We start from the raw sequence: 24449 nt of genomic DNA, 5'->3' as shown, positions 1-24449 counted from the left end.
CCATCGACCCCGCACCGCGAGGCACTGGGTGAGGGCGCTGAGGGCGCGCATTGGGTCAGGCTGCGAGGGCGAAGGCCCCGCGGGCGACGGACACCGCAGCGGATGCCGGAGCCGCCGTCGTCTGGCGCAGCTCGTCGGCGACGGCGCTCGTCAGCTCGATCAGTGACGTGTCGAGCGCACCCGCGATCGCGGCGATCATCTCGCTCGAGGGCTCCTTGAGTCCTCGTTCGACCTCAGAGAGGTATTGGGGCGAGACTCCGGCGTTCCCGGCCGTCTCGGTCAGGGTCTCGTCGCGGTGGTGGCGTCGGCGTCGCAGCTGGTCGCCGACCATCTGGCGCCATAGGGGTTCAGGCTCACTGGGACGAGGGCGGGTAGAGCGAGATGCGCGAGGGAACGGGACGAGGTCGGCCATGCCTCACGATAATCCGCCGTCAGCGAGGGATTCGAGCCGTTCTGCTCAGAGCAGAAAGCTCCGCTCACGCGTCGGTGCGCTCCGCCGACGCGGTCTCAGAAGATGCCGCAGCATCCGTCGCCGCCCAGCTCGCGAGCATGCGCAGCTTCTCCTCCGATGCGGACCCCGGTTCGGCCGTGTAGGTCGACATCTGCAGGCCGGGGTCGGCCGGCAGCTCGAACGCCTCGTAGGTGAGTTCCATCTCGCCCACGACGGGGTGGTTGATCCTCTTGACGCCGCTGCGATGGAAGCGCACGTTGTGCGCGGCCCACAGGGTGCGGAACCGCTCGCTGCGCGTCGACAGCTCGCCCACGAGGTCGGTGAGCGTGCGGTCGAACGGGTTGCGTCCGGCCTCGCCGCGCATCGCGGCCACGAGCTCCCGGGTGTTGCGCTCCCACTCGGGGTAGAACTCCTGCGCGGCCGGGTCGAGGAACGCGAAGCGGGCGCTGTTCGGCACCGCGGTCGTGAAGAGCGGGGCGTAGAGCGCGCGGCCCAGTGCGTTCGCCGCGAGGTAGTCGAAGTAGTTGTTGCGCACGATCGCCGGCGCCTCCGTCATCGCGTCGAGCAGGCGCAGGATGCTGGGTCGCAGCGTCGCAGCCTTCCTGCGCGGAGTGCGGGCGACCGGTGACGCGTTGGCCGTGCGGGCGAGGTCGAACAGGTGCGCCGTCTCGGCCTCGTCGAGCTGCAGGGCGCGGGCGAGGGCGTCGAGCACCGTGTCGGAGACCCCGGAGAGGTCGCCGCGCTCGAGGCGGGTGTAGTAGTCGACGCTGACGCCGGCGAGCAGCGACACCTCTTCGCGGCGGAGTCCCGGTACGCGCCGGTTGCCGCCGTAGGCGGGCAGGCCCGCCTGATCGGGGGTGATGCGATCGCGCCTCGACGAGAGGAATTCGCGGACCTCGGTGCGGGTGTCCATGTGATCGACGGTACGCCCCCCCAGAGCATCGAGGGAGGTTCCACCAGACTCTCCCTCGTCGTCGAGAGGTCTGAGTCAGAGCGCCGCAGTCACACCCGGGAGCAGCTTGGCCGCGATCGCGCCGAGCTGCTCCCGCTCTGCGTCCGTGAGCGGGTCGAAGATCAGCTCACGGATCTGCGCGACGTGCACGGGGGCTGCTCCCCGGAGCAGTTCGCGACCGGCATCCGTCAGCGCGGCGGTCAGCGTGCGCTTGTCGGTGCTGCACGAGGTGCGCGTCACCCATCCGCGTTCTTCGAGCGAGTCGATGGTGTGGCTGAGCCGCGAGCGGCTGAGCCCCGCGATCTGCGCGAGCTCGGTCATCGGGATCGCGCGATCGTCCTGGCCCGCCAGAGTCACGAGGATCGCGTAGTGCGCGTGCTTGAGTCCGGTCTCGGCCTTCAGCGCGCGATCGAGCACCTGCGGCAGCAGCTGGACGAACCGGATGGTCGGCAGCCACGTCTGCATCTCGATGTCGTCGAGCCTCCGGTCGGTCATCTGCACGCTCCCGATGCTCGCCGTGCTCACGCCGCGGACAGATCGAGCGTGTGCGCGGTGTGGTCGCGCTTGGCCTCGAGGTAGCGGTGGTTCGCGTCCGACAGGTGCACACCGGTGCGCACGTGCTCGGTGACGCGGATCCCGAGGGATTCCAGCTGCGTCGCCTTGTCGGGGTTGTTGCTCAGCAGGCGGATGCTGTCGGCACCCACCGCGTGCAGCATCTGCGCCGCGACCGTGTAGTCGCGCTCGTCCTCGCCACGCCCGAGCGCCACGTTCGCCTCGTACGTGTCGAGCCCTGCGTCCTGCAGCGCGTACGCGTCGAGCTTGGCGTACAGGCCGATGCCTCGGCCTTCCTGGCGCAGGTAGAGCAGGAATCCGCCCTCGTTCGCGATGCGCTCGACGGCCTCCCGCAGCTGCGGCCCGCAGTCGCAGCGCTCGGATCCGAACACATCGCCGGTCAGGCATTCGCTGTGCGGGCGCACGAGCGGCGCATTCCCGCCGGCGGCTGCACGGTCGAGCGCGCTCTTCCAGTCGCCGAGGCCCAGGAGCAGGTGCTCGCGGCCATCGACCAGTCCGTCGAACGTCACGACGTCGGCAGCGGTCGAGAACCCGTCGGCGAAGCGCATCGGCACGCGCACCCGGGTGCGCTCCGTGGCGACCGGGACGACGGTTGAAATTTCAATCATGTGGGGTGAAACGCTCCGCGCGCCCGACTATTCCCGCGAAGGGTGTCTCATCAGAACCTCCCGCGCACGCGACAGAAGGAGTTGACTGGAACCTCGACATCGAAGGAGCACACTCATGCGTGGAGTAGTCATGTACGCACCCGGCGACGTGCGCGTCGAGGACCGCGAGAAACCGACCATCACCCGTCCGACCGACGCCGTGATCAGGATCGCCGCGACCTGCATCTGCGGATCCGACCTGTGGCCCTACCGGGGCGCGAACGAGGTCGATCACGACCCGATGGGCCACGAGTACGTCGGCATCGTCGAGGAGATCGGTGCCGACGTGAAGACGGTGAACGTGGGTGACTTCGTCGTCGGCTCATTCATGGCCTCCGACAACACCTGCGAGATCTGCCGGGCCGGATACCAGTCGCGCTGCGTGCACGTGGTGCCGATGGGCCGATTCGGCACCCAGGCCGAGTACTCGCTGATCCCGCACGCCGACGGCACTCTCGTCGCGACGCCGGGGCAGCCCGACGCCGATCTGATCCCCTCGCTGCTCGCGGCATCCGACGTGCTGGGCACCGGATGGTTCGCCGCCGTCGCCGCAGAGGTCGGCCCCGGCAAGACCGTCGCCGTGGTCGGTGACGGAGCAGTGGGTCTGCTCGGCGTGCTCGCCGCGCGTGAGCTCGGCGCCGAGCGGATCATCGCGATGAGCCGGCACGCCGACCGTCAGGCGCTGGCGCGCGAGTTCGGCGCGACCGACATCGTCGAAGAGCGCGGAGACGAGGGCGTCGCCCGCATCAAGGAGCTCACGAACGGTCTCGGCGCGCACTCGGTGATCGAGGCCGTCGGCACGCAGGAGTCGATGATGCAGGCGATCCGCGCGACCCGCCCCGGCGGTCACGTCGGATACGTCGGGGTCTCGCACGATGTCGCGCTGCCCGGTGAGGAGCTCTTCTTCTCGGGCGTGCACCTGCACGGCGGCCCTGCTCCGGTTCGTCGCTTCCTCCCCGAGCTGATCCAGCTCATCTGGGATCGCAGGATCGACCCCGGCCGGGTGTTCGACCTCACGCTGCCGCTCGAGGATGCCGCTGAGGGCTATCGCGCCATGGACGAGCGACGCGCCACCAAGGTGCTGCTCACGGTCTGAGCCGACCCTCGACGGCCCGATCGCGGCGGCGCACGAGTCGGAGCTCGCTGGCCAGGATGCCGAGCACGACGAGTGCGCCGCCGATCAGCGCCGCGGCGGGCAGTCGCTCGCCGGCGATGCGTCCGATCGCGGCCGCCCACACCGGCTCGCCCGCGTAGATGATCGTCGCACGGGTCGGCGAGACCGACTTCTGCGCCCAGTTCATCGTGAGCTGGATGATGCAGCTCGCCGCCCCGAGTCCGACCGCGCAGCCGACCCAGATCCACGAGAACTCGGGGAGCCCCTCACCGACGACCGGCATGGTCAGGATGCCGAGCACCCCGGCGGTGAGGAGCTGGATGATGGTGATGCGGCCGAGGTCGATCCTGCCGGCGAACACGCTGATCAGGATGATCTCGGCCGCGATCGGCAGGGTGCTGATCATCGTGAGGATCTCGCCCGACCCCAGCGTCAGCGCGAACGCGTCGGGGCCGGCGATGAGCAGCAGCCCGAGGAACGCGAGTCCCGCGCCGACGAACGCCATCGCCGGCGGACGCTTGCGGAACACCGCCCACTGCGCGAGCGGCACGAGCGGGATGTACATCGCGGTGATGAAGGCCGATGTGCTCGAGTCGATGGTCTGCAGCCCCACGGTCTGCAGTCCGTAGCCCAGGTGGATCATCACGCCGATCGCGGCTCCCGCCCCGATGTCGCGCCAGCGGATGCCGCGCAGAGCGCCCCGGAAGATCACGATGCTGATCACCCCGGCGACGAGGAATCGGATGCCGACGAAGAACCACGGGCCCGAGTGCTGCATCGCCCAGTGCACGAGCAGGAAGGTGCTGCCCCAGACCGCCGTCACGGCGATGAGTGCGACCTCCTGCCGATGGAGCCCCATCCAGCGGAATCGAGTGGACATGCGGGTCCTTTCTCGACGCGGCCGGATCGAGCCTAGTGCCCGGCGGATGCGGCATCCGGCGCCGCCCTCGGTACCCTCGCAGCATGAGCAACTTCGTGAGCGCCGAGCAGCTGAGCGCACTGCAGTCCTCGGGGGCACCCGTCCGGGTGATCGACGTGCGCTGGCGCCTCGACCGGCCGGACGGTCACGCGGAGTACCTCGGCGGACACATCCCCGGGGCGGTCTACGTGCCGCTCGCCACCGAGCTCGCCACGCACGGGGAGGCGTCGGAAGGACGGCATCCGCTTCCCTCCACGCGGACCCTGCAGGATGCCGCGCGCCGCTGGGGCGTGCGCCGGGGCGACCTCGTGATCGCATACGACGACGCGAAGGGCCTGAGCGCGTCCCGCGCATGGTGGCTGCTGCGTCAGGCGGGCGTCGAGGTCCGGGTGCTCGACGGCGGCCTCCCTGCGTGGACCGCGGCCGGCCTTCCCCTCGCGACGGACGACGTGCAGGTGGACCCGGGAGATGTGGTGCTGAGCGAGATCGGGGCCGATGCGATCTCGATCGACGAGGCCGCCGCCTTCCCCGAGAGAGGCATCCTGCTCGATGTGCGCGCTCCCGAGCGGTATCGCGGCGAGCACGAGCCGCTCGACCCGGTCGCCGGGCACATCCCCGGGGCGGTCAACGTGCCGATGGCAGCGCACCTCGACGCGGAGGGGCGGATCCTCGACATGCACACCCTGCAGGCGACCTTCGCGAAGGTCGGGGTGACCGAGGGCACGTCGGTGGCGGCGTACTGCGGCTCGGGTATCACTGCCGCGCACACCGCGCTGGTGCTCGACGAGGTCGGCATCGCGGCGAAGGTCTTCCCCGGCTCCTGGAGTCAGTGGTCGAACACCCCGGGGCGTCCGGTCGCGACGGGCGATCAGCCCGCGTGAGCGACGCCCCCACCAGGGTGGCGGCCGTCAGCGACCGTCGGCGTAGCTCCAGCTGACGCCGAGCGCCCCCGGACCGAACGCGCGGCGCACCTGGTGCACAGACCCGCGACCTTCGAGCGACAGCTCGGTCGTCGTCACCCCGGCGGGAGTCTCGACGCGCTCTTCGATGCGGTCGGGCAGGGCATCGGGGTGGAAGCGCGTCCAGACGAGCAGTTCCCGGCACTGTCGTGCCATGGCATGCCCCGTCTCGCGCTGCGGCGGATAGCCCGCGGGGTACTCGACCGACCATTCGACCATCGCGGTCGCCGGCGCGGTCAGCGGCGCGTCGAACTCGAACAGCACGCCGTGCACCTCGCCGTTCGGGTGCGAGTAGTGGGCCGAGATGCGTCCGCCCGACACGGCCCTGATGATCGGGGGAGGCGTGCTGATGCCGGGGCTGATCTCGAGGAACGGCGTCGACGTGACGGTGCCGACCGTCGCCTGCAGGATGCTGCGGGTGATCGAGTACGCGACGTTGCCTGACGCGTCGACGTCGGTCACGGAATGAGTCGTGAGCTCGCGGGTGGTGTCGGGGTACTCCGCGCCGAGGGCGGTGTACGCGTCCTTCACGGCCTGTTCGAGTTCCTCCTCGTCGAGGGGGAACTGAATGGGGCCGAGCGGGCCGGTGCGGTTGGTCGTGCCCAGCAGCCCCGTCAGCGAGCCGGGGGCGAGATGCAGCAGCTGCTCGATGTCTCCCAGTGCCGCCATCGACTGGGCGCCCTCGGGTCGGCGCGCCCCCGACCGCCAGTAGCTCAGCGTCGCCATCGACACGCTGTTGCCGCGGGCGCGCAGCAGCTCGTGCAGCTTCGCCAAAGTCAATCCACGCGCATTGATCGCGTCACGGAGCGAGCCTGCGAAAGCGTCGGTGTACCTTCGGATCCCCGTTTCCAAACCCATCACAGCACCCCCTCCGGTATGTGAAGAATCGAGTTCTACAGTGAGCATACGACCACACCAGCATCGCGTAGGGGTACGAGGTGCTATTTCTGGGGTCATAGGCGAGAACAGTCGTGGGCAGGGTGCCCGAACTCACGATGATTCGAGCTACGACGCAGTGTCGCCCCCGTCGCTGCGTTCTGTCGCGGGGCCCGATGATCGATCTGGGGAGATCCATCGGGCCCCGCGAACACCTCTCCTCCGGGGTCCGACCCACTGCGCACCCCCGCGTAGACTGGGAGGAACACCTCGGAGGACCCTGCATCGTCATGTCTGCCCCTGCCCGCGCGTTCACCGTGCGTCACGTCCAGTTGCTGCGCGCGCTCTTCGCCGCGGCCGCTGCGGTGATGATCACGTTCTCTCCTGACCACTCCGCGGCCGTCGGGCTCTCGGTGTTCAGCGGGTTCGTGCTGACGACCGGGCTCGTGATGCTGGTCGCCGCATGGCTCGTGTACCCGGCAGGACAACGCTGGCCCGCCATCGTGTGGGCCCTGCTCGGATTCGTCGCAGGGATGACGGCAGGCGTACCGGCCTGGCGCACCGAAGACGTGTTCTTCGTCGTCGTGATCGCCTGGGCCGCCGCCACCGGGATCCTCGAGCTCGTCGTGGGCCTGCGCGGTCGACGGTCGGGCGAGGCGACGGCGCGTGATTCCGTGACCCTCGGTGCCTTCGGGCTGCTGCTCGCCGTGCTGCTGCTCACGATCCCCGCCGGTTTCGTGCAGCCCTACGCCATCGAGGGGGCCGGCGAGTTCGAGCTCACCGGCATCATCCTCGGTGTCGGCATGTTCGGCGGGTACGCGGCGATCGTCGCGGTCTTCCTCGCGATCGCCGGTCTCAGCCCGAAGGGCGACGACGCGGCCGCCGACCCGCAGACGATCGAGAACGACACCGCCCCCACCGGGCACGCAGACACCGCCCCCACCGGGCACGGAGGAGAGCGATGAGCGACGAGAAGCCCACGCGGCGCGACATTCTGCGCCCGCTGCACCTGCTGGGGATCGCCCTCGCCTGCGGTGTGTTCGCTGCGGTCGTGACGCTCGTGTCGACCGGTGCCTTCACCGCGCGGGTGAACAGCGCCATCGCGAGCGGCACCTACGACGGTCTGACTCCCATCGCCCTGGGGCTCGTGGTCGGCGGCGGTGCGTTCATCGTCACCCTGCTGTTCCTCGCGATGCTGATCCTCGTCGTCGATCCGGCCGAGGTGACCAAGACGGTCGATCGCCCGGTGCTCTACGACGCCGAGCCCGACGCCGACGAGCCCGATTCCGACGGGCCCGACGCCGACGGGCCCGACGCCGACGAGCCTGACGCCGACGGGCCTGGTCGCGGCGCGTCCGCCTGATTCGCCTGATCCGCCTGATCCGCCTGATCCGCGCCGCCCCTCTCTGACACTGGCTCCCTGCGCCGCGCCGCCCTGCTGTGCGGGGTCACTTTCGCACCTGATTTCCCTGCGGGGTCACTTTCGCACCTGATTCCCCTGTTTCCGATGCGCTATCGACCCCGCCGGGAACGTCCGATGCGCTATCGACCCCGCGGGGAGCGTGAGTCTCCGGCATCCATCCGGAATAGTCGCCGGCCGCCGCCGCTTGTGCCTGTAGTGACTGCCTCGATCGATCGCGCCTCCATCGGACTCCGCTCGACGCGTGGCCCGGTGCTCGGTGCGCTCATGCTCGCCACCGGACTCATCGCGATCGATGCGACGATCCTGGCGACGGCGGTGCCCAGCATCGTCCGCGATCTCGGCAGCTACCAGCAGTTCCCGTGGCTGTTCTCGGTCTACCTCCTCGCGCAGGCGGTCAGCGTGCCGATCTACTCGCGCTTCGCGGACACCGTGGGACGCAAGCCGATCATCCTGCTCGGCATCGGACTCTTCCTGCTCGGCTCGGTGCTGTCGGGGTTCGCCTGGAGCATGACCGCCCTGATCGTCTTCCGGATCATCCAGGGCCTCGGCGCCGGGGCCGTCGCGCCGATGTCGATGACCATCGTCGGCGACATCTACACGGTCGCCGAGCGCGCCAAGGTGCAGGGATACATCGCCTCGGTCTGGGCGATCTCCTCGGTGGTCGGCCCCGCCCTCGGCGGGATCTTCGCCCAGCTCGACGCGTGGCGGTGGATCTTCTGGGTCAACATCCCGCTGTGCCTGATCGCGGGGTGGATGCTGCTGCGCAGGTACCACGAAGAGAAGCAGACGCAGCGGCACCGCATCGACTACGCCGGAGCCGTGCTGCTCACGATCGGACTCACCGGCCTCATCCTCGGGATGCTCGAGGGCGGCAACGCCTGGGCCTGGATCTCCGTGCCCAGCGCCATCTGCTTCGGACTCGGAGTCCTGGCGCTGATCGCGTTCGGGATCGTCGAACGACGGGCCGCAGAGCCGATCGTGGACCTCAGGCTTGCCGCTCGTCCGCTCATCCTCACGACCACGATCGTGTCGCTCGGCGTCGGTGCGCTCATGACGGGCGTCACGAGCTTCGCACCCGCCTATCTCGAAGGGTCGATCGGCATCGCCCCGCTGCTGTCGGGACTCGCGGTGGCGGCGCTGACTCTCGGATGGCCGCTGGCCGCGGCGAACTCCGGGCGCCTGTACCTGCGCATCGGGTTCCGCCGCACGGCGCTCACGGGCATGTCGATCACGGCTGTCGCGGCGATCGCCCTCGCCGTGGTGTCGCCCTGGCCGAACCCGTTCTCGATCGCGGCCGTCGCCTTCGTGCTCGGGTTCGGTCTGGGGTGGACCGCGGCGCCCACGCTCATCGCCGCCCAGGCCTCGGTCGGCTGGGGAGAGCGAGGAGCCGTCACCGGCATGAACGCCTTCGCCCGATCGGCGGGAAGCGCGCTCGGAGTGGCCGTGTTCGGTGCGATCTCGAACTCGGTCATCGCCCGGGGCGCGGGGCCGGAGGATGCGGCGACCATCATCTCGGCATCCGTCTGGGTGTTCATCGCCGCCGCGATCGTGGCGGTGCTGACGTTGATCGCCGCGGCGTTCATGCCGCGCGACTCCGCCGGGGCGCATTCCGGTGAGCCGCGCTCTGGCGGGCCGCGATCTGGCGAGCCGCGCTCTGGCGAGCCGCGCTCTGGCGAGCCGCGCTCGTAGCCGTTCGCGACCGTCTCCGCAGCGGCGCCGATCCTGCGCGGGCTTCCCCGGTGCGTGGTTCCCTGGTGCGGGTCTCTTATGCATCCGAGATCGGTGCGGGGTCACTTGCGCATCCCTGATCGGTGCGGGGTCAGTTGTGCATCCGATTCGGCTGTTTGCGACGCGTTATTGACCCCGCGTGAATCGCGCGGTGCGTTATTGACCCCGCGTCGAGCGGTCGGATGCGACGCGCTCGCGTTCGCCCACGTCGGTGCGGGGTCACTTGTGCATCCGATTCGGCCTGTTGCGGTGCGCTATTGACCCCGCACGAATCGCGCGACGCGTTATTGACCCGGCCTGCATCGCGCGGTGCGTTATTGACCCCGCCTGGAGTACGGGATGCACTATTGACCCCGGCTGGTGCGGTCGGATGCGACGCGCTCGCGTTCGCCCACGGCGGTGCGGGGTCACTTGTGCATCCCTGATCGGTGCGGGGTCACTTGTGCATCCAATTCGGCTGTTTGCGATGCGTTGTTGACCCCGCCCCGATCGCGCGATGCGTTATTGACCCCGCACAGATCGCGCGATGCGCTGTGCCCCCTGCGCAGAAGGCGCGGATGGATGCGTAGCCCACCCGCACGCGCACCCGCCCCGCACGCGCACCCACCCCGCACGCGCACCCGCCCCGCACGCGCACCCGCACCGACCGGGACGCGCAGACTACGTCGCGAGCTGCTCGGCGATGCCCGTGTAGGTCGCGGGGGTGAGCGCGAGCAGACGCTGCTTCGCGGCATCCCCGATCTCGAGCTTCTCGACGAATTCCGCGAGATCCGCCGCACCGACCCGGTGTCCGCGGGTCAGCTCCTTGAGCAGGGCGTAGGGGTCGGTGATCGACGAGCGACCGGCGACGACCTCGGCGCGGATGACGGTCTGGATCGCCTCGGCGAGGACCTCCCAGTTCACGTCGAGGTCGGCGAGCAGGACATCGCGCGACAGCGAGATCGCGTTCAGCCCGCGGCGCAGGTTGTCGATCGCGAGCAGCGAGTGTCCGAAGGCCACGCCGATGTTGCGCTGGGTGGTCGAGTCGGTGAGGTCGCGCTGCAGGCGGCTGGTCACCAGAGTCTGACCGAGGGACGCGAGCAGAGCGCCCGAGATCTCGAGGTTCGCCTCGGCGTTCTCGAAGCGGATCGGGTTGATCTTGTGCGGCATGGTCGACGATCCGGTCGCGCCGGCGACGGGGATCTGCGCGAAGTAGCCGAGCGAGATGTACGTCCAGATGTCGGTCGCGAGATTGTGCAGGATGCCGCCGGCATGGCGGATCCGGTCGTACAGCTCGACCTGCCAGTCGTGGGATTCGATCTGCGTGGTGAGCAGATTGAAGCCGAGTCCGAGGCTCTCGATGTACTCGCGGGAGATGGTGGGCCAGTCGGCGTCGGGGTCGGCCGACAGGTGCGCGGACCAGGTGCCCGTCGCGCCCGAGAACTTTGCGAGGTAGTCGGATGCCGCGATCTGGGCGCGCACGCGCTCGAGACGCCATGCGAAGACGGCGATCTCCTTGCCCATGGTCGACGGCGTGGCGGGCTGGCCGTGCGTGCGTGACAGCATCGGGGCGTCGGCGTGCTCGGCCGCGAGTTCGCGCAGCTTCGCGATCACGACGTCGAGGCCGGGCAGCCAGACCTCCTCGACCGCGCGCTTGACGGTCAGAGCGTACGAGGCCGAGTTGATGTCCTCGCTGGTGCAGGCGAAGTGCGTGAGCTCGGCGATCCGGTCGAGGCCGAGACTGCTGAGGCGGTCGCGCACGAGGTACTCGATGGCCTTCACATCGTGCTGCGTGACGGCCTCCTTCTCGGCGAGCCAGTCGATCTCGGCCTGGCCGAAGTCGCGGTAGAGGGCGCGCAGGCGCTCCTTGTCGGCATCCGACAGCGGGCTCGTCTCGAACAGCGAGCGGTCGGTGAGGGCGATCAGCCACTCGACCTCGACCTCGACCCGCGCGCGGTTCAGGCCCGCCTCCGAGAGGAAGTCGGCGAGTCCGGTGACGGCGCCGCGATAGCGACCGTCGAGGGGGCTCAGGGGCTGGGGCGGGAGCGAAGGCTGGAAAGTCAGGGGAGTCCTCCTGATAGGGCCCCTGGCGAGCGGGGCGTGCGGGGCCGACGGATGGCCGGCTCGAGCTGGCGGAACAGGCCGCGGGTCGCCGTCTCAATCATACCGAGCACGGAATCGAACATCTCGGGGCCTGCGTAGTACGGATCGGGGACGTCGTGGGTGACGGCGTCGGGGTCGAAGCCGAGCAGCAGCGTGACCTTGCCCTCTTCGTCTTCGTCTCGCGCCCATTCGCGCAGGTTCCGCTCGTGGGTGCGGTCGAGCGCGACCACCAGATCGTTGTCGGCGAAGGAGGCGAAGGTGAACTGCTTCGCCCGATGCTGCGAGCCGTCGTATCCCCGGCGGGTGAGGGCGTCGAGTGTGCGGTGATCCGCCCGCTCGCCGAGGTGCCAGTCTCCCGTCCCCGCACTGCGCGAGATGATCCGCGAGCCGAGTCCCTGGCGTTCCGCGAGATCGCGGAAGACGACCTCGGCCATCGGAGAGCGGCAGATGTTCCCCGTGCACACGAAGATCACGCGGAAGGGATCCGGGGATGTCACCGTCCTATTCTGCCGCTCGGCGTCGATCTGCGCGACGCCCGCGTCGCCTTCCGGCCGTATCGATGCCCTCTGCACCGATGCCGGCGACCGAGCGACTCCTCACCGCGACCGGAAGATCGGCCGTTCTGCGGCGTGCGCACGGCCCCGGATCGCGGATGCTGGGCGCATGCACTCCTCCTTCGCACTCGTACAGACGGGCTCGGCAGATGTCGTATGGGCCAAGGCTCGGGCGGCCGGCGAGATCCGCGCAGCCGTCGACGCGCTCGACGACGCCGGGGCGGCTCTGCGCGGCCTCGCGGTCGACACCCGATGGCGCTCGGGCGGGGTGACGGCGTTGCGTGAGACGCTGGCCGACGTCGGCCGGCGCGTGGGCGTCGAAACGGCGGGCGCGCGCGATCGTGAGGCCGAGGTCGCGCGGATCGATGCGACGTGAGCGGTCTGACGATCGATCACGGCGGGGTGATCTCGGTCGATCCCGACGAGCTGCGCGACGCCGCGCGTCGTCTCGACCGGGTCGCCTCGCGCATCGATGCGGCGCGGGTCGCTCTCGACGCCGCGCAGCGGATCATCGTCGACACGCCGGGTTTCAGCGCGTACGTCGACATCGTCCTGCTGTGGGGCGCCGTGCAGCACGCGTCGTCGCTCGCGGAGGAGTGTCGCGAGGCCGTGTCGAGCACCCTGCTGATGGCTGACGTCTACGAGTACGTCGAGCTGCGGGCCGAGGCTGAGATGCTCGCGCACACCGACCCTGCGGCGGCCGATCGACTGAGTCTCCGAGCCGAACGGCTCGGTGCCTCGGACGACCGCATCCCCACGATGGCCGCTCAGTTCGAGGCCGCTTGGCGCACGCGACGATTCGAGGGGCTGGTGGGCAACCCGGTGCTGCCGGGGCTGTACGGCGACGTCTTCGGGCTGGCGGCGCTGGTGGGGGTGTTCTCGGGGTTCGGCAAGATCCTGCCGGGAGAGATGCTCTCGGGCAGGGCCGATCGGGTGACCGTGGCGCCGGTGAAGACCTCGTCGCCGTCGAGCGGCCCCGCGGGGCTCGCCGCGGCCTTCGGTCGCATGCCCACCGCCGAGGGAGCGCAGGTGGCGGTCGAGAAGTACTCCTATTCCGACGGTCGCACCCGGTACGTCGCCTACCTGAAGGGCACGCAGAGCGTCGGCTGGGGCGGCCGCGAGCCCTGGGACCTCAAATCCAACGCCGAGCTGTACACGAACAGGCGCTCGGCCTCGTATCAGGCGACCCTCGACGCGCTCGCCGCCGCGGGCGCGGACGCGGGCGACGAGGTCGACGTCGTCGCCCATTCCCAGTCGGGCATGGTCACCGGGCATCTGTCCATGGAGAGCGAGTTCGACGTGCGGGTGCAGATCACGGCGGGGAGCCCGGTCGAACCCACGCTCGACCCCGACCAGACCCTCGTGCAGCTGCGCCACACCGACGATCCGGTGTCGGCGCTCGCCGGCGGCGGTTCACCCGAGGGCACGGGGTCATCCGACAGCGTCACCCTCTCGCGGGAGGGCGATCCGCTGAACACGATCGAGGACATCTGGGTCGACACCCATCTGCTGCACTCGTACACCGAGACCGCGGAGATGGCGGATGCCTCCGGGGACCCGAGGGTGGAGGCTCTCGACGAGTTCTGGGATGACCTCTCCGACGCCGAGATCATCGAACGCACCGAGTACCACGCGGAGCGGGTGCAGTGACCGGCCGGTCGCCCGCCATTCAGTCGCGGCGCTGCTTCTTGCTCTGCGGGCGCAGGATGAAGCCGAACACGCCGTTGATCAGCGAGATGATCAGTGCGGCGAGCACACCCCACCAGAAGCTGCCGACCGTCAGGCCCCAGCCGAAGCCGCTGGTGATCCAGGCGGTGAGCCACAGCAGGAAGCCGTTGATGACGAAGCCGATGAGCCCCAGGGTCAGGATGTACAGCGGGAACGCGACGATCTTGACGACGGTGCCGATGATCGTGTTGACCAGCGCGAAGATGGCGGCGACCGCGAGAAGGGTCAGCACGAGCTGCAGGGTCTCGCCGGGCGCGAACGCTCGGATCTGCACCTGCAGGGCGGGGATCAGCGTGACGACCCAGAGGGCGAACGCGTTGACGACGACTCGGATGATGAAGCGCATGGTGAGGCCAGTCTTCCATGCGCGACGCGAGAAGTCAGCGGATGTGCGCCGAGGGCTATCGGATGTGCGAGGCGATGACTGCGGTGATCGCCTCGAGGTCCATCCTGCTCTGTGCGACGTCCAGGACGAGATCGAAGGCTTCGTCATTGGAGAACGTCACGTCGTATCCGTTGAGCCGGATGAAGGTGAACGTCAGATACAACGAGAGGCGCTTGTTCCCGTCGAACAGCGAGTGATTCTGGGCGACAGAACTGATCAGGGCGGCGGCCTTCGCAGCGAAAGACGGATACGCGTCAGTGCCGAACATGCCGGACGCCGGTCGGGCCAGGGCCGAGAACAACAGACCCTCGTCGCGCACGCGCAGTCCGAGTTTCGCGATCAGCGCCAGTGCCTGCTCCGGTTCGATGTACTCGGTCACGGATCAGGCATCTTCGAGGCGGGTGAGAGCGTCCGCGTAGCGTTCCCCCACCTCGTCAGCGATCGAGAGCACCCGTTCCGTCTTCGACTCGCTGTTCGCGAAGCGGGTCGCCGCCTCTATGAGCACCGCATGCTTCGAGATGTGACGCGCGCGCGCGATCTCCTCGAGCTGGGCATCGAGTTCCTCGGGAAGTCTCACCGTCATCGCCATACCAAAATGGTACTACCTCGCGAAAGTGGTCGCCAGGGCCTGCGGGATCCTTAGACTCATCCTTGTGACCGACCCGATCCTGCCGCGAATCCGTCCCGCCATCGCCGCCCTCGCGCCGTATAGACAGGGCAAGCAGGCGGGGCCCGACGCGTACAAGCTGTCGAGCAACGAGAACCCGTTCGAACCGCTCCCCTCGGTCGCCGCCGCCCTGCAGCACACCACGCCGATCAACCGCTACCCCGATGCCACCGCCACGCGGCTGCGCGAGCGGCTCGGCGCGCGCTTCGCGGTCGAGCCCGACCAGGTGCACGTCGCGGCCGGAAGCGTGTCGATCCTGCACCAGCTGATCCTCGCCACCGCGTCGGTCGACGACGAGGTCGTCTACGCGTGGCGGTCCTTCGAGGCCTACCCGAGCCTGCCGCTGGTCGCCGGGGCGACCGGGGTTCCGGTACCGCTGACCGCGGAGTCGCGTCACGATCTCGACGCGATGGCGGATGCCGTCACCGACCGCACCCGGGCGATCATCCTCTGCACGCCGAACAACCCGACCGGGCCGATCATCACCAGTGACGAGTTCGCGACGTTCGTCGAGCGCGTGCCGACCGATGTGCTGATCATCCTCGACGAGGCCTATGCCGAGTTCGTCGCGGCCCCCGACGCGGTCGACGGCCTCGAGGAGCGGGTGTTCGAACGGCATCCGAATGTGGTCGTGCTGCGCACGTTCTCCAAGGCGTACGGACTGGCGGGTCTGCGCATCGGCTACGCGATCGGCAACGAGAAGGTCCTCGACGCGGCCCGGACGACGGGCATCCCGCTCTCCGTCACGTCGGCGGCCGAGAACGCGGCGATCGCGAGCCTCGATGCCGAGGCCGAGCTCCTCGAGCGGGTCGCCGTGATCGTCGAGCGACGCACCCGCCTGCTCGAAGGGCTGCGCGCGCAGGGCTGGGACGTCCCTGACGCGCAGGCGAACTTCGTCTGGCTCCCGACCGGGGAGCGCACCGAGTCGGTGGCGGCCGCGTTCGTCGCGGCCGACCTGATCGTGCGTCCGTTCCCCGGCGACGGCATCCGCATCTCCGTGGGCGAGGAGGCCGCGGTCGACCGCGTCATCGAGGTCGCCGCCGGCCTCCGCTGACCTCGTCACGCGACCGGCGGGGCGGCCCGAGACCGCCTGTTCTCCGGTTTCCCGGCAGATGCGAGGACGTCCTAGGTATGCGTGACCACGCATGCGCACGCCGGTAGCGTGGGACCGTGACCTCGCCAGAGACTGAACTCGTCCGCGTCCTCGATCAGGACGGTCGCTTCACGCCCAGCCCGGCCGCCGAGCGGTATCTGCCGTTGATCGAGGCGATCAGCGACGCCGAGCTCGAGCAGTTCTACAGCGACATGGTCGTCATCCGCGCGATCGACACCCAGGCCACGAACCTGCAACGTCAGGGTCAGCTCGCGCTGTGGCCGCCGAGCCGCGGGCAGGAGGCCGCGCAGGTCGGATCCGCCCGCGCCGCGCGTGCGCAGGACACGATCTTCCCGTCGTACCGTGAGCACGCGGTCACGCGCATCCGCGGCGTCGACCCCGTCGACATCATCAAGCTCATGCGCGGTGTCTCGCACGGCGGATGGGACCCCACGGATCCGAAGAACGGCAACACCCGGCTGTACACGCTCGTGCTCGGCTCGCAGGTGCTGCACGCGACCGGGTACGCGATGGGACTGAACTTCGACGGTCGCTCCGGCACCGGAGACCCCGAGCGAGACGAAGCCGTCATCGTCTACTACGGCGATGGGGCATCGAGCCAGGGCGACGTGCACGAAGCCATGGTCTTCGCGGCGAGCTACCAGGCACCGACCGTCTTCTTCCTGCAGAACAACCACTGGGCGATCTCCGTGCCCGTGTCGACGCAGTCGCGCGTGCCGCTCGTCGAGCGCAGCGCCGGCTACGGCATCCCCAGCATCCGGGTCGACGGCAACGACGTGCTCGCCAGCTATGCGGTGTCCCGCATCGCCCTCGACGAGGCGCGGGGCGGGGCCGGGCCCCGGGCGATCGAAGCCGTCACCTACCGGGTCGGTGCGCACACCACCAGCGACGATCCCACCAAGTACCGCGGCTCGGACGAGGAGCAGTCCTGGGCCCTGCGCGATCCGATCGACCGGATGCGCTCCTTCCTCGAGAACCGGGGGGCATCGGCACAGTTCTTCGCCGATGTCGAGGCCGAGGCGGCCGACGCGGCAGAGGATCTGCGTGCCCGGAGCGTCGAGCTCGTCGCCCCGACGGCCGACAAGATCTTCGACCACGTGTACAGCGACCCGAATCCGCTCATCGCGGAGCAGAAGGCCTGGCACAAGAGGTACGAGGCATCGTTCGAAGGAGACGGCAAGTGACCCTCGAGACGATGCCGTTCAGCAAGGCGCTCAACGCCGGGCTGCGCAAGGCGATGGAGGATGACCCCAAGGTCCTGCTCATGGGCGAGGACATCGGCAAGCTCGGCGGCGTGTTCCGCGTGACCGAGCACCTGCAGCGCGACTTCGGCGAGCAGCGCGTGCTCGACACGCCCCTCGCCGAGTCCGGGATCGTGGGCACCGCGATCGGACTCGCGATGGTCGGGTTCCGTCCGGTGATCGAGATCCAGTTCGACGGATTCGTGTTCCCGGCGTTCGACCAGATCACGACGCAGCTGGCGAAGCTCACCAACCGTCACGAGGGAAACCTCAGCCTGCCCATCGTGATCCGCATCCCGTACGGCGGGCACATCGGTGCCGTCGAGCACCACCAGGAGAGCCCCGAGGCGTACTTCGCGCACACCCCGGGTCTGCGTGTGGTGTCGCCGTCGACCCCGAACGACGCGTACTGGATGATCCAGGAGGCCATCGCGTCGAACGATCCGGTGATCTTCATGGAGCCCAAGAGCCGCTACTGGCCCAAGGGCGAGGTCGACCTCGCCGGATCCGCCGCGCCGCTGCACTCGTCGCGCGTGGTGCGCACCGGCTCCGACGTCACCCTCGTCGGTCATGGCGCCATGGTCACGACCCTGCTGCAGGCCGCGGCGCTCGCCGAGTCCGAGGGCACCAGCTGCGAGGTCGTCGACGTCCGCTCGCTGTCGCCCATCGACTACGAGCCCATCCTCAACTCGGTGCGCAAGACCGGTCGCATGGTCTACGCGCAGGAGGCGCCGGGCTTCACCAGCATCGGCAGCGAGGTGGCGGCGACCGTCATGGAGCGCGCCTTCTACGCCCTCGAGGCACCGGTGCTGCGCGTCTCGGGGTACGACACCCCGTTCCCACCCGCGAAGCTCGAGGGCACCTACCTCCCGGATGCCGACCGCATCCTCGAGGCCGTCGACCGCTCGCTGGCCTACTGATGCCCGCCGCAGTCGCCTTTCCCCCGGTCATTGAGCGCGGAGCGCAGCGACGAGACGAGATGCCTCCACGCGTTTCGTCTCGCTCTGCTCGCTCAACGACCGCGAACGAGTAAGGATCACCCATGAGCACGCAGAACTTCACCCTCCCCGATGTCGGCGAGGGGCTGACCGAGGCCGAGATCGTGACGTGGAAGGTCGCACCCGGTGACACGGTCGCCATCAACGACGTCATCTGCGAGATCGAGACGGCCAAGTCGCTCGTCGAGCTGCCCTCGCCGCACGCCGGTGTCGTCGGCGAGCTGCTCGCGGCCGAGGGCGAGACGGTCGAGGTCGGCGCCCCGATCATCACCTTCGTGACGGATGCCCGCGACGACGCCGGCCCCGGCGTGGTCGCGACCGCGGAGGCGCCCGCGCCCGAAGAGGGCGGCGGGTCGGTCCTCGTCGGCTACGGCACCGGCGGCGGCGCGACGTCTCGTCGCAAGCGTCCGGCGGAGCGTCCGGTGCGCTCGTCCGTCGGCGTGATCGCGAAGCCCCCGATCCGCAAGCTCGCCCGTGACCTGGGCGTCGACCTCACGACGGTCACGCCGACGGGCGCCGACGGCGAGGTCACCCGCGACGACGTGGTCACCCACGCCCAGCAGGCCAGTGTCTTCCGCAACATCGAGACGCCCGAGTGGGGTGCCGTGCGCGAAGAGACGGTGCCCGCGCCGCAGAGCGCACCTTCGGGCCTCGCTCGGGGGCTGTCGCCGGCCGCGCCCGCAGCGCCGGCAGCGACCGTGTCCGACGACCGCACCGAATCGATCCCGGTCAAGGGCGTGCGCAAGGCGACCTCGTCGGCGATGGTGCAGAGCGCCTATTCCGCTCCGCACGTCACGGTGTGGAAGGAGATCGACGCGAGCCGCACGATGGAGCTCGTCAAGCGCCTCAAGGCCTCGCCGGACTACACCGACATCCGCGTCTCGCCGCTGCTGATCATGGCTCGCGCCGTCATCTGGGCGGCCCGCCGCACCCCGATGGTGAACGCGGCCTGGGTCGAGACCGAGGGCGGGGCCGAGATCTCGGTGCGCCACTACGTGAACCTCGGCATCGCGGCGGCCACGCCCCGCGGCCTGCTCGTGCCGAACATCAAGGACGCGCAGGACCTCAGCATGAAGGACCTCGCCCGGGCCCTGAACCGCCTCACCCTGACGGCGCGCGAGGGCAAGACCAGCCCCGCCGACCAGCAGGGCGGCACGATCACGATCACCAACATCGGCGTGTTCGGGATGGATGCCGGCACGCCCATCATCAACCCCGGCGAGGCGGGCATCGTGGCCATGGGCACGATCAGCCAGAAGCCGTGGGTCGTCGACGGCGAGGTGCGCCCCCGCTGGGTCACCACGGTCGCCGGATCCTTCGACCACCGCGTGATCGACGGCGACGGCATGAGCCGCTTCATCGCCGACGTGGCATCCGTGCTCGAGGAGCCCGCACTGCTCGTGGAGTGATGTGAGCCGGCCCGCAACAATGCATCGGCTGAGAGCACTTCAGGGGGAGGGGCTGATCTTCTGGATTGGTATGTCGACACGTGACCCCTGGGCAGTGTGGCGCCTCGCCCAGACGCAGGTCGCCTGGTGTATCGGTATGTGCACCGCTGAGTTGAAGGGGCATCCACTCTGGTCGGCGCCGGGTAGGTGTAGAGAGAAGGTGCTACTACAAGCGGGAGACCGTGACAGCGCCTGTACGCCGACCGTCTTCGGCATGAAAGTGTGCCGAACTGGTGGTCCAGCTTGCCGTAGCCGCCGAACCGATGCCCACCTGTGCCCTTTTCGAACTTGTCCTGCGCACCTGACGGGCTTCGCCGGATAGGCGCAGATGGCACCAGCCGTTATGGCTACGCCTCGGAGCTTGCGCTAGTCGTTCCCGCGTTCCTCATCTCGCGCAGCGAGCTGCACGCGGCGACGAACAACGAGCTCGCGAGTTCCAGTGATCAACAGAACCAGGCCGAGTACACCGGCGACAGCGGCGGTGACAAACTGCCACCATTCGTCGCCAGCGAATGCGAATGACGCGCTAAGAATCACCACTCCGATTCCTAGGAGCAGTTTCCCCCACGCGAGGCCACCTGTTTCGTTCGGACCGGGCATTGACATGTTTCTACTCTACATCCCGAAACTCGTACGAGACTATGCGCTCACGCTCATGTGCCTTGACAACATGTCCTCTGGACGGGCGCCCAAGTGGTATACGCGCCTGATCCAGGGGGGTTACGAGTTGTTCCACTGACTACTAGACGTTTGTCTAGGTATTCGGCTTAAAGGTCTAGATCCCCAATATATTCCATCGCTGTCCGCCAAAACGGACAGATTTCGTCGGAGTCGTCCCTGTACGCTCAGTCCGGTATCTCAGAGAATGCGGTCAGCAACGTTCGCTCGGACAATGGTGCAGGATCTGATATGCCGCAAAGTCGGGATGCTCTTGTGAATGACTTCCTGCAATATCAAGGGGGTCTTTTGGAAAGTAAAATGACTGACGTTGTCGCCGCCAGAACAATCCGAGAGTGGATAAGTGGCGAACGAACTGAGTGTCGGCGCATATTCTTCGTCTCGAACGGCGCAGATCCGTCTGTGCTTGATGGGGTGATCGGCGGAGATGACGTCGTCTTGCTGCCTCTGGACTGCGACTGGTCGACAGCGCGCGCACGGGAGGTTCGGTACGCGGGGCAACTGCTCGATGTTGGAGATGAACTCTTCATCAACGGCAGAAGTGTCGAACTTCAGGACTACCTGTCCGCGGGGTTTGTTGAAATCGTAGGTCCGACTGCGGTGCGGTTCTTTGATGAGGCGGGCTGGCGTGCGTTCTTCGATGACGCGGATCTCGCGCGACAAACTGGCGTCTTTCCTGCCCCCTTGGTCGATCCGCGCGTGGTCCTAGCCGACCGAAACGCCCTTGATGCCGAGCGGGCGAGTGCAGCCCCCCTCGCCGTCCGCCTGGATGCGGACGGCGCGATTGGTCTTGGCATGCAGGGCATCATTCTCGGGCACACGGATGACTTGGGCTCGGCGATCAACCGCCTTGTGTCTAGGGCAGAGGCGTTCACCGCTGCTGTGCCAGCTGCGGTCGTGGACGACGACCTGGTGTCTCGCCCTTGGTTGCCGCGCTATCTCCGCGCCGCGGAGCTCATCAAGATGTTGCGCATCGCGACCGGGGCGATCGAGATCGACGGCTTCGGCTGGTCCCACGTGACCGACGAGCGCGCGGATGCGGAACCCCTCTCGTCGGATCCGTTTCTCGTCAACGGATCCGAGGGGATCCTTTTCGCGAACGTCGCCAGCAGGCGTCGTCAGCTCTTGACTCCGCTCACGGCTGACGTTGTGTCGATACTCCAAACCTCGAGTTACATCGACTTGGCGCATGACCGAGTGGCGGCCCGACACGGCACTGGACGCTCGACGGCTGCGAACCTCTGCTCCAATGCACTCGAACTTCTCAGCGTGAACCTTGGCGCTCAGCGGATTCCGGAAGAAGCTGGGCTGACCGGGAGCGTGCTGTGAGCACTACGCAGAGTTTGTGGACCTCACTTCTCCCGGCGGACGCCAATTTCACGGACGAGCGGATCGCTGTGGGTGCGGCCGGCCATCGAGTTGAATACCTCGACGGTTCAACACGCTTGTGCGCTACGAGCGGGCTCTGGAACGTTCCGCTGGGGTACGGCAACCCGGCCATCACGGACGCCGTTTCGAAGGCGATGAGGGACGCGTCCTACCTATCTCTCTTCAGAGCGCCTCATCGTTACGCGGCGGACGCTGCTGACGCGCTCATTGAGCTCGCGGACGCGACGAGATACGAACGAGTGATCTTCTCCACGTCTGGAGGTGCCGCGAACGACATCGCTATGAAGCTCGCTCGACAGTACTGGGCTCAGAAGGGCTCCGCGTCACGGAACATTGTGGTCGGTCTCACGGGTAGCTACCACGGCACGATGTACGGTGGCCACGCTCTGAGCGGCGACGACCTAATGCAGGCAGCGTATGCGGTAGACCGCCGCTCAGTCCGACATGTTCCCTATGACGATGGAGGCGCGCGCCTCGACACATTGCTGGCGAGAGAAGGATCTCGCGTCGCGGCGGTCGTGGTGGAACCGGTTCTCGGCAGTGGAGCGTATCCCGTCCCCGCTGAGTTCATCGAACGCCTCATGACCCTTCGTGACAAGTACGGGTTCCTCATCGTCGCGGACGAAGTCGCAACGGGATTCGGGCGGACAGGCAGAATGTTCGCCACGGATGGATGGTCAGTCGCGCCGAACGTCATGATCCTCTCGAAGGCTCTCACCAACGGTGCGATGGGTGCTGCTGCTGTTCTCGTGGATGCTCGGGTGAGCCGAGAGTTCATAAAGGGGGGATGGACGTTTGTTCACGGCGAAACTCAGGCGGGAACCCCGGCGTGCGCCGCGGCGATCTTGGCAGTGATTGGCGAGCTGAGAGCAATCGACGTCGAATCAACGACTCAAGCCCTCGGCAGCGACCTTCGGCGCATCGCAGAGGGTCTGAAAGACGATGGTCGAGTGGCGGGAATCACCGGCGAAGGCTGCTTCCTCGGTCTTGAACTTCGGCACGACGGCGGAACCGAGTACACCGGCGCGGAAATACTCGACCTGGTGTCGACCATCGCGGATCACGGCGTACTCGTCCAGCCCGGTCCGAGTTCAATCGAACTGATTCCCGCTTACGGCTTCAGCATTGACGAACTCGAGGAGCTGGAGGCGGCTCTGCGATCAGGCCTGAGGCAGTACGCGGACGCACGACCGTGAGCCGCCGGACCCTGGGCGAAGGGCCGACGATGTGGTCAGGCAGCGGAATCACAGCCGACACGGTCCGTGGGGTCATCGCTAACCGCAGCGCCGTGATCGTCTCGGACATGAATGTGCCCAGCGCTGCGGCGCTTACGAAGTACGGGCGAAGCATCCGGCTCGACGCTCGACAGGTTCACATCGACACCGTGCGTTCGCTAGCGCAGGATATCGCGACAGTGCAACCAGAGGTCGTCGTGGCCATCGGTGGGGGAACAATCATCGACGCTGCGAAGATCGCAACACTGGGCGCCCGTTCGAGCAGTACTTTCACATACCTGATGGAACACGCACTCCGCTCAGGGCTCACCGTGTTGCCTCCGGCTCAACCGTCAACCGACTTGGTTGCGATTCCCACAACTGTTGGAACCTCGACGGAGACGAACAGTGTCGGGATTCTCGCGACCAGTCACGGGTATCGCCTCATAGTCGGGCATTCACTTCGCCCGCGGCACGCGATCATCGACTCGGACAACCTTGACTCCCTGCCGGATAGTGCCCTGCGTGCTGGCGCCCTTGAGGCGTTGTTGCGACTCGCGGGGGTGAGCACCAGCACCTCGGGCAACGAGCGCGCCCACCGAGATGCTGTTGTCATCGCTCGATCCATCCTCGATGCGGCGAACAGTGATCTGGGTAGCAGCGCAACGCGCCTGCGGGTTGCACGATTGAGCGCGGCTACACAGCGGACTGGCGCGCTCCGGGGTCGTGACCCCTATGCCGCTCGCCACTGGTATGTGGCCAACGAGGTCGCGTTCGCTCTGTCCGTATCGAAGATGTCAGCCACTGCAGCCATCATTGGCGCGATATGGACGCGAATCTGCGCCGGCGACCATCGTTGGGGGACTAAAGACAGCCTCGAAGCATTCTGGCGTGCAATGACGGAGCGCGCCATGCTGCCACGTGAACCGGTTGCTGGCGTCACTGCCCTCATCGAGTCTTGGTCCATCGAACGCCCATCGCGACCTGACGACCGATCAATGCGAGAGATTGCCGCGGCCTCGGAGCTCGCTTGGGGCAATCGTCGCCCCATGCTTCGAGGCGTCGGTGAAAAGGATGTCCGTGAGGTCCTAGAGGAATCTCTCTGGGCCGCGGATGAACCAGCACTTCGGGCTGACCGAAGTCTTCATGAATACGAGGAGGTGAATACATGAATATCAACACCAGCCAGATTCAGTTCGAGGAACTCGACGAGATGGAGGCGCCCAGTTGGGAGAGCTTCTACCAGGGCGTAATTGTCGGGGTGGGGGTTATCGGGATTCTTGCCATGACCTGAGCCGCGTCAGACCGG

Annotated in this window: 26 protein-coding genes; 15 read left to right on the top strand and 11 right to left on the bottom strand. The window is 67.9% G+C overall.

Annotated features, from left to right (window positions below; genetic code table 11):
- Positions 1-55: 55 nt before the first annotated feature.
- From DXT68_RS16265 to DXT68_RS16250, 4 genes are all read right to left on the bottom strand, one after another.
- Positions 56-331, bottom strand: coding sequence for a helix-turn-helix domain-containing protein (locus tag DXT68_RS16265; RefSeq protein ID WP_244268099.1), 276 nt, complete (start codon positions 329-331; stop codon positions 56-58).
- Between the two features lie 145 nt (positions 332-476).
- Positions 477-1364: a helix-turn-helix transcriptional regulator gene (locus tag DXT68_RS16260; RefSeq protein ID WP_045252872.1), complete on the bottom strand. Its 888-nt coding sequence runs from the start codon at positions 1362-1364 to the stop codon at positions 477-479.
- Positions 1365-1439: 75 nt separating this feature from the next.
- The gene (locus DXT68_RS16255; protein WP_052677597.1) at positions 1440-1898 is read right to left on the bottom strand and encodes a MarR family winged helix-turn-helix transcriptional regulator; all 459 of its coding nucleotides are present in this window, start codon (positions 1896-1898) and stop codon (positions 1440-1442) included.
- Positions 1899-1924: 26 nt separating this feature from the next.
- A complete protein-coding gene (locus DXT68_RS16250; RefSeq protein ID WP_045252870.1) occupies positions 1925-2584 on the bottom strand; it encodes a GTP cyclohydrolase II in 660 nt (219 codons plus the stop codon).
- 115 nt (positions 2585-2699) lie between these two features.
- Here DXT68_RS16250 and DXT68_RS16245 point away from each other — a divergent pair, with 115 nt between their 5' ends.
- Positions 2700-3719, top strand: a complete 1020-nt coding sequence (locus DXT68_RS16245) for a zinc-dependent alcohol dehydrogenase family protein (RefSeq protein WP_045252869.1) — start codon at positions 2700-2702, stop codon at positions 3717-3719.
- Here the strand turns inward: DXT68_RS16245 and DXT68_RS16240 are convergent.
- Positions 3709-4617, bottom strand: coding sequence for a DMT family transporter (locus DXT68_RS16240; RefSeq protein WP_045252868.1), 909 nt, complete (start codon positions 4615-4617; stop codon positions 3709-3711). The two genes, DXT68_RS16245 and DXT68_RS16240, sit on opposite strands and share 11 nt — an antisense overlap.
- Before the next feature lie 83 nt (positions 4618-4700).
- Between DXT68_RS16240 and DXT68_RS16235 the strand changes: the two genes are divergently transcribed.
- Complete coding sequence (locus DXT68_RS16235; RefSeq protein ID WP_045252867.1) at positions 4701-5537, top strand: sulfurtransferase; 837 nt, start codon at positions 4701-4703, stop codon at positions 5535-5537.
- A 27-nt stretch (positions 5538-5564) separates the two neighbouring features.
- On the opposite strand, the gene DXT68_RS16230 is transcribed toward DXT68_RS16235, so the two are convergent.
- Positions 5565-6389: a hypothetical protein gene (locus tag DXT68_RS16230; RefSeq protein WP_244268098.1), complete on the bottom strand. Its 825-nt coding sequence runs from the start codon at positions 6387-6389 to the stop codon at positions 5565-5567.
- A 392-nt stretch (positions 6390-6781) separates the two neighbouring features.
- On the opposite strand from DXT68_RS16230, the gene DXT68_RS16225 reads away from it, so the two are divergent.
- From DXT68_RS16225 to DXT68_RS16215, 3 genes are all read left to right on the top strand, one after another.
- On the top strand, positions 6782-7456 hold the full coding sequence (locus tag DXT68_RS16225) for an acyl-CoA synthetase (protein WP_045252865.1): 675 nt from the start codon (positions 6782-6784) through the stop codon (positions 7454-7456).
- Positions 7453-7854 (top strand): hypothetical protein, encoded by a 402-nt coding sequence (locus tag DXT68_RS16220; protein ID WP_045252864.1) that lies wholly within the window; start codon positions 7453-7455, stop codon positions 7852-7854. Before DXT68_RS16225 ends, DXT68_RS16220 begins: the two co-directional genes overlap by 4 nt.
- Before the next feature lie 255 nt (positions 7855-8109).
- Positions 8110-9603 carry an MFS transporter gene (locus DXT68_RS16215; RefSeq protein WP_208856506.1) on the top strand — a complete coding sequence of 498 codons (1494 nt, stop codon included), beginning with the start codon at positions 8110-8112 and terminating at the stop codon, positions 9601-9603.
- A 699-nt stretch (positions 9604-10302) separates the two neighbouring features.
- Here DXT68_RS16215 and purB read toward each other — a convergent pair.
- Both purB and DXT68_RS16205 read right to left on the bottom strand, forming a co-directional pair.
- On the bottom strand, positions 10303-11685 hold the full coding sequence (gene purB, locus DXT68_RS16210; RefSeq protein ID WP_045252863.1) for an adenylosuccinate lyase: 1383 nt from the start codon (positions 11683-11685) through the stop codon (positions 10303-10305).
- Positions 11682-12158: a low molecular weight protein-tyrosine-phosphatase gene (locus tag DXT68_RS16205; protein ID WP_230111678.1), complete on the bottom strand. Its 477-nt coding sequence runs from the start codon at positions 12156-12158 to the stop codon at positions 11682-11684. Before DXT68_RS16205 ends, purB begins: the two co-directional genes overlap by 4 nt.
- A gap of 229 nt (positions 12159-12387) precedes the next feature.
- Here DXT68_RS16205 and DXT68_RS16200 point away from each other — a divergent pair, with 229 nt between their 5' ends.
- Together DXT68_RS16200 and DXT68_RS16195 are read left to right on the top strand one after the other, a co-directional pair.
- Positions 12388-12654 (top strand): hypothetical protein, encoded by a 267-nt coding sequence (locus DXT68_RS16200; RefSeq protein WP_045252862.1) that lies wholly within the window; start codon positions 12388-12390, stop codon positions 12652-12654.
- On the top strand, positions 12651-13928 hold the full coding sequence (locus DXT68_RS16195) for a hypothetical protein (RefSeq protein ID WP_045252861.1): 1278 nt from the start codon (positions 12651-12653) through the stop codon (positions 13926-13928). Before DXT68_RS16200 ends, DXT68_RS16195 begins: the two co-directional genes overlap by 4 nt.
- A gap of 19 nt (positions 13929-13947) precedes the next feature.
- On the opposite strand, the gene DXT68_RS16190 is transcribed toward DXT68_RS16195, so the two are convergent.
- Genes DXT68_RS16190 through DXT68_RS16180 form a run of 3 tightly spaced genes read right to left on the bottom strand, consistent with a single transcriptional unit; the run spans position 13948 to position 14980 of the window.
- Positions 13948-14352, bottom strand: a complete 405-nt coding sequence (locus DXT68_RS16190) for a phage holin family protein (protein ID WP_045252860.1) — start codon at positions 14350-14352, stop codon at positions 13948-13950.
- Positions 14353-14407: 55 nt separating this feature from the next.
- Positions 14408-14770 carry a type II toxin-antitoxin system death-on-curing family toxin gene (locus tag DXT68_RS16185; protein ID WP_045252859.1) on the bottom strand — a complete coding sequence of 121 codons (363 nt, stop codon included), beginning with the start codon at positions 14768-14770 and terminating at the stop codon, positions 14408-14410.
- A gap of 3 nt (positions 14771-14773) precedes the next feature.
- The gene (locus DXT68_RS16180) at positions 14774-14980 is read right to left on the bottom strand and encodes a ribbon-helix-helix protein, CopG family (RefSeq protein ID WP_045252858.1); all 207 of its coding nucleotides are present in this window, start codon (positions 14978-14980) and stop codon (positions 14774-14776) included.
- Between the two features lie 64 nt (positions 14981-15044).
- Here DXT68_RS16180 and DXT68_RS16175 point away from each other — a divergent pair, with 64 nt between their 5' ends.
- The 8 genes from DXT68_RS16175 to mpaA1 all read left to right on the top strand — a co-directional run bounded on the left by DXT68_RS16175 (position 15045) and on the right by mpaA1 (position 24434).
- A complete protein-coding gene (locus DXT68_RS16175; RefSeq protein WP_045252857.1) occupies positions 15045-16112 on the top strand; it encodes a histidinol-phosphate transaminase in 1068 nt (355 codons plus the stop codon).
- Between the two features lie 116 nt (positions 16113-16228).
- Positions 16229-17356: a thiamine pyrophosphate-dependent dehydrogenase E1 component subunit alpha gene (locus tag DXT68_RS16170; RefSeq protein ID WP_045252856.1), complete on the top strand. Its 1128-nt coding sequence runs from the start codon at positions 16229-16231 to the stop codon at positions 17354-17356.
- Between the two features lie 11 nt (positions 17357-17367).
- Positions 17368-18333, top strand: a complete 966-nt coding sequence (locus DXT68_RS16165) for an alpha-ketoacid dehydrogenase subunit beta (RefSeq protein ID WP_045252879.1) — start codon at positions 17368-17370, stop codon at positions 18331-18333.
- A 122-nt stretch (positions 18334-18455) separates the two neighbouring features.
- Positions 18456-19820: a dihydrolipoamide acetyltransferase family protein gene (locus DXT68_RS16160; RefSeq protein WP_045252855.1), complete on the top strand. Its 1365-nt coding sequence runs from the start codon at positions 18456-18458 to the stop codon at positions 19818-19820.
- Positions 19821-20792: 972 nt separating this feature from the next.
- On the top strand, positions 20793-21866 hold the full coding sequence (mpaB, locus tag DXT68_RS16155) for a daptide biosynthesis RiPP recognition protein (protein WP_216822640.1): 1074 nt from the start codon (positions 20793-20795) through the stop codon (positions 21864-21866).
- Positions 21863-23122, top strand: a complete 1260-nt coding sequence (mpaD, locus tag DXT68_RS16150) for a daptide-type RiPP biosynthesis aminotransferase (RefSeq protein ID WP_052677596.1) — start codon at positions 21863-21865, stop codon at positions 23120-23122. Before mpaB ends, mpaD begins: the two co-directional genes overlap by 4 nt.
- A gap of 92 nt (positions 23123-23214) precedes the next feature.
- The gene (gene mpaC, locus DXT68_RS16145) at positions 23215-24312 is read left to right on the top strand and encodes a daptide-type RiPP biosynthesis dehydogenase (RefSeq protein ID WP_244918547.1); all 1098 of its coding nucleotides are present in this window, start codon (positions 23215-23217) and stop codon (positions 24310-24312) included.
- Positions 24309-24434: an MpaA1 family daptide-type RiPP gene (mpaA1, locus tag DXT68_RS17355; RefSeq protein WP_279625468.1), complete on the top strand. Its 126-nt coding sequence runs from the start codon at positions 24309-24311 to the stop codon at positions 24432-24434. Before mpaC ends, mpaA1 begins: the two co-directional genes overlap by 4 nt.
- Positions 24435-24449: the final 15 nt, after the last annotated feature.

Origin of the sequence: Microbacterium foliorum (assembly GCF_003367705.1) — a bacterium.
Taxonomy (GTDB): Bacteria; Actinomycetota; Actinomycetes; order Actinomycetales; family Microbacteriaceae; genus Microbacterium; species Microbacterium foliorum.
The sequence above is the reverse complement of the archived record's forward strand: the minus strand, read 5'-3'. Positions and strand labels throughout refer to the sequence as shown.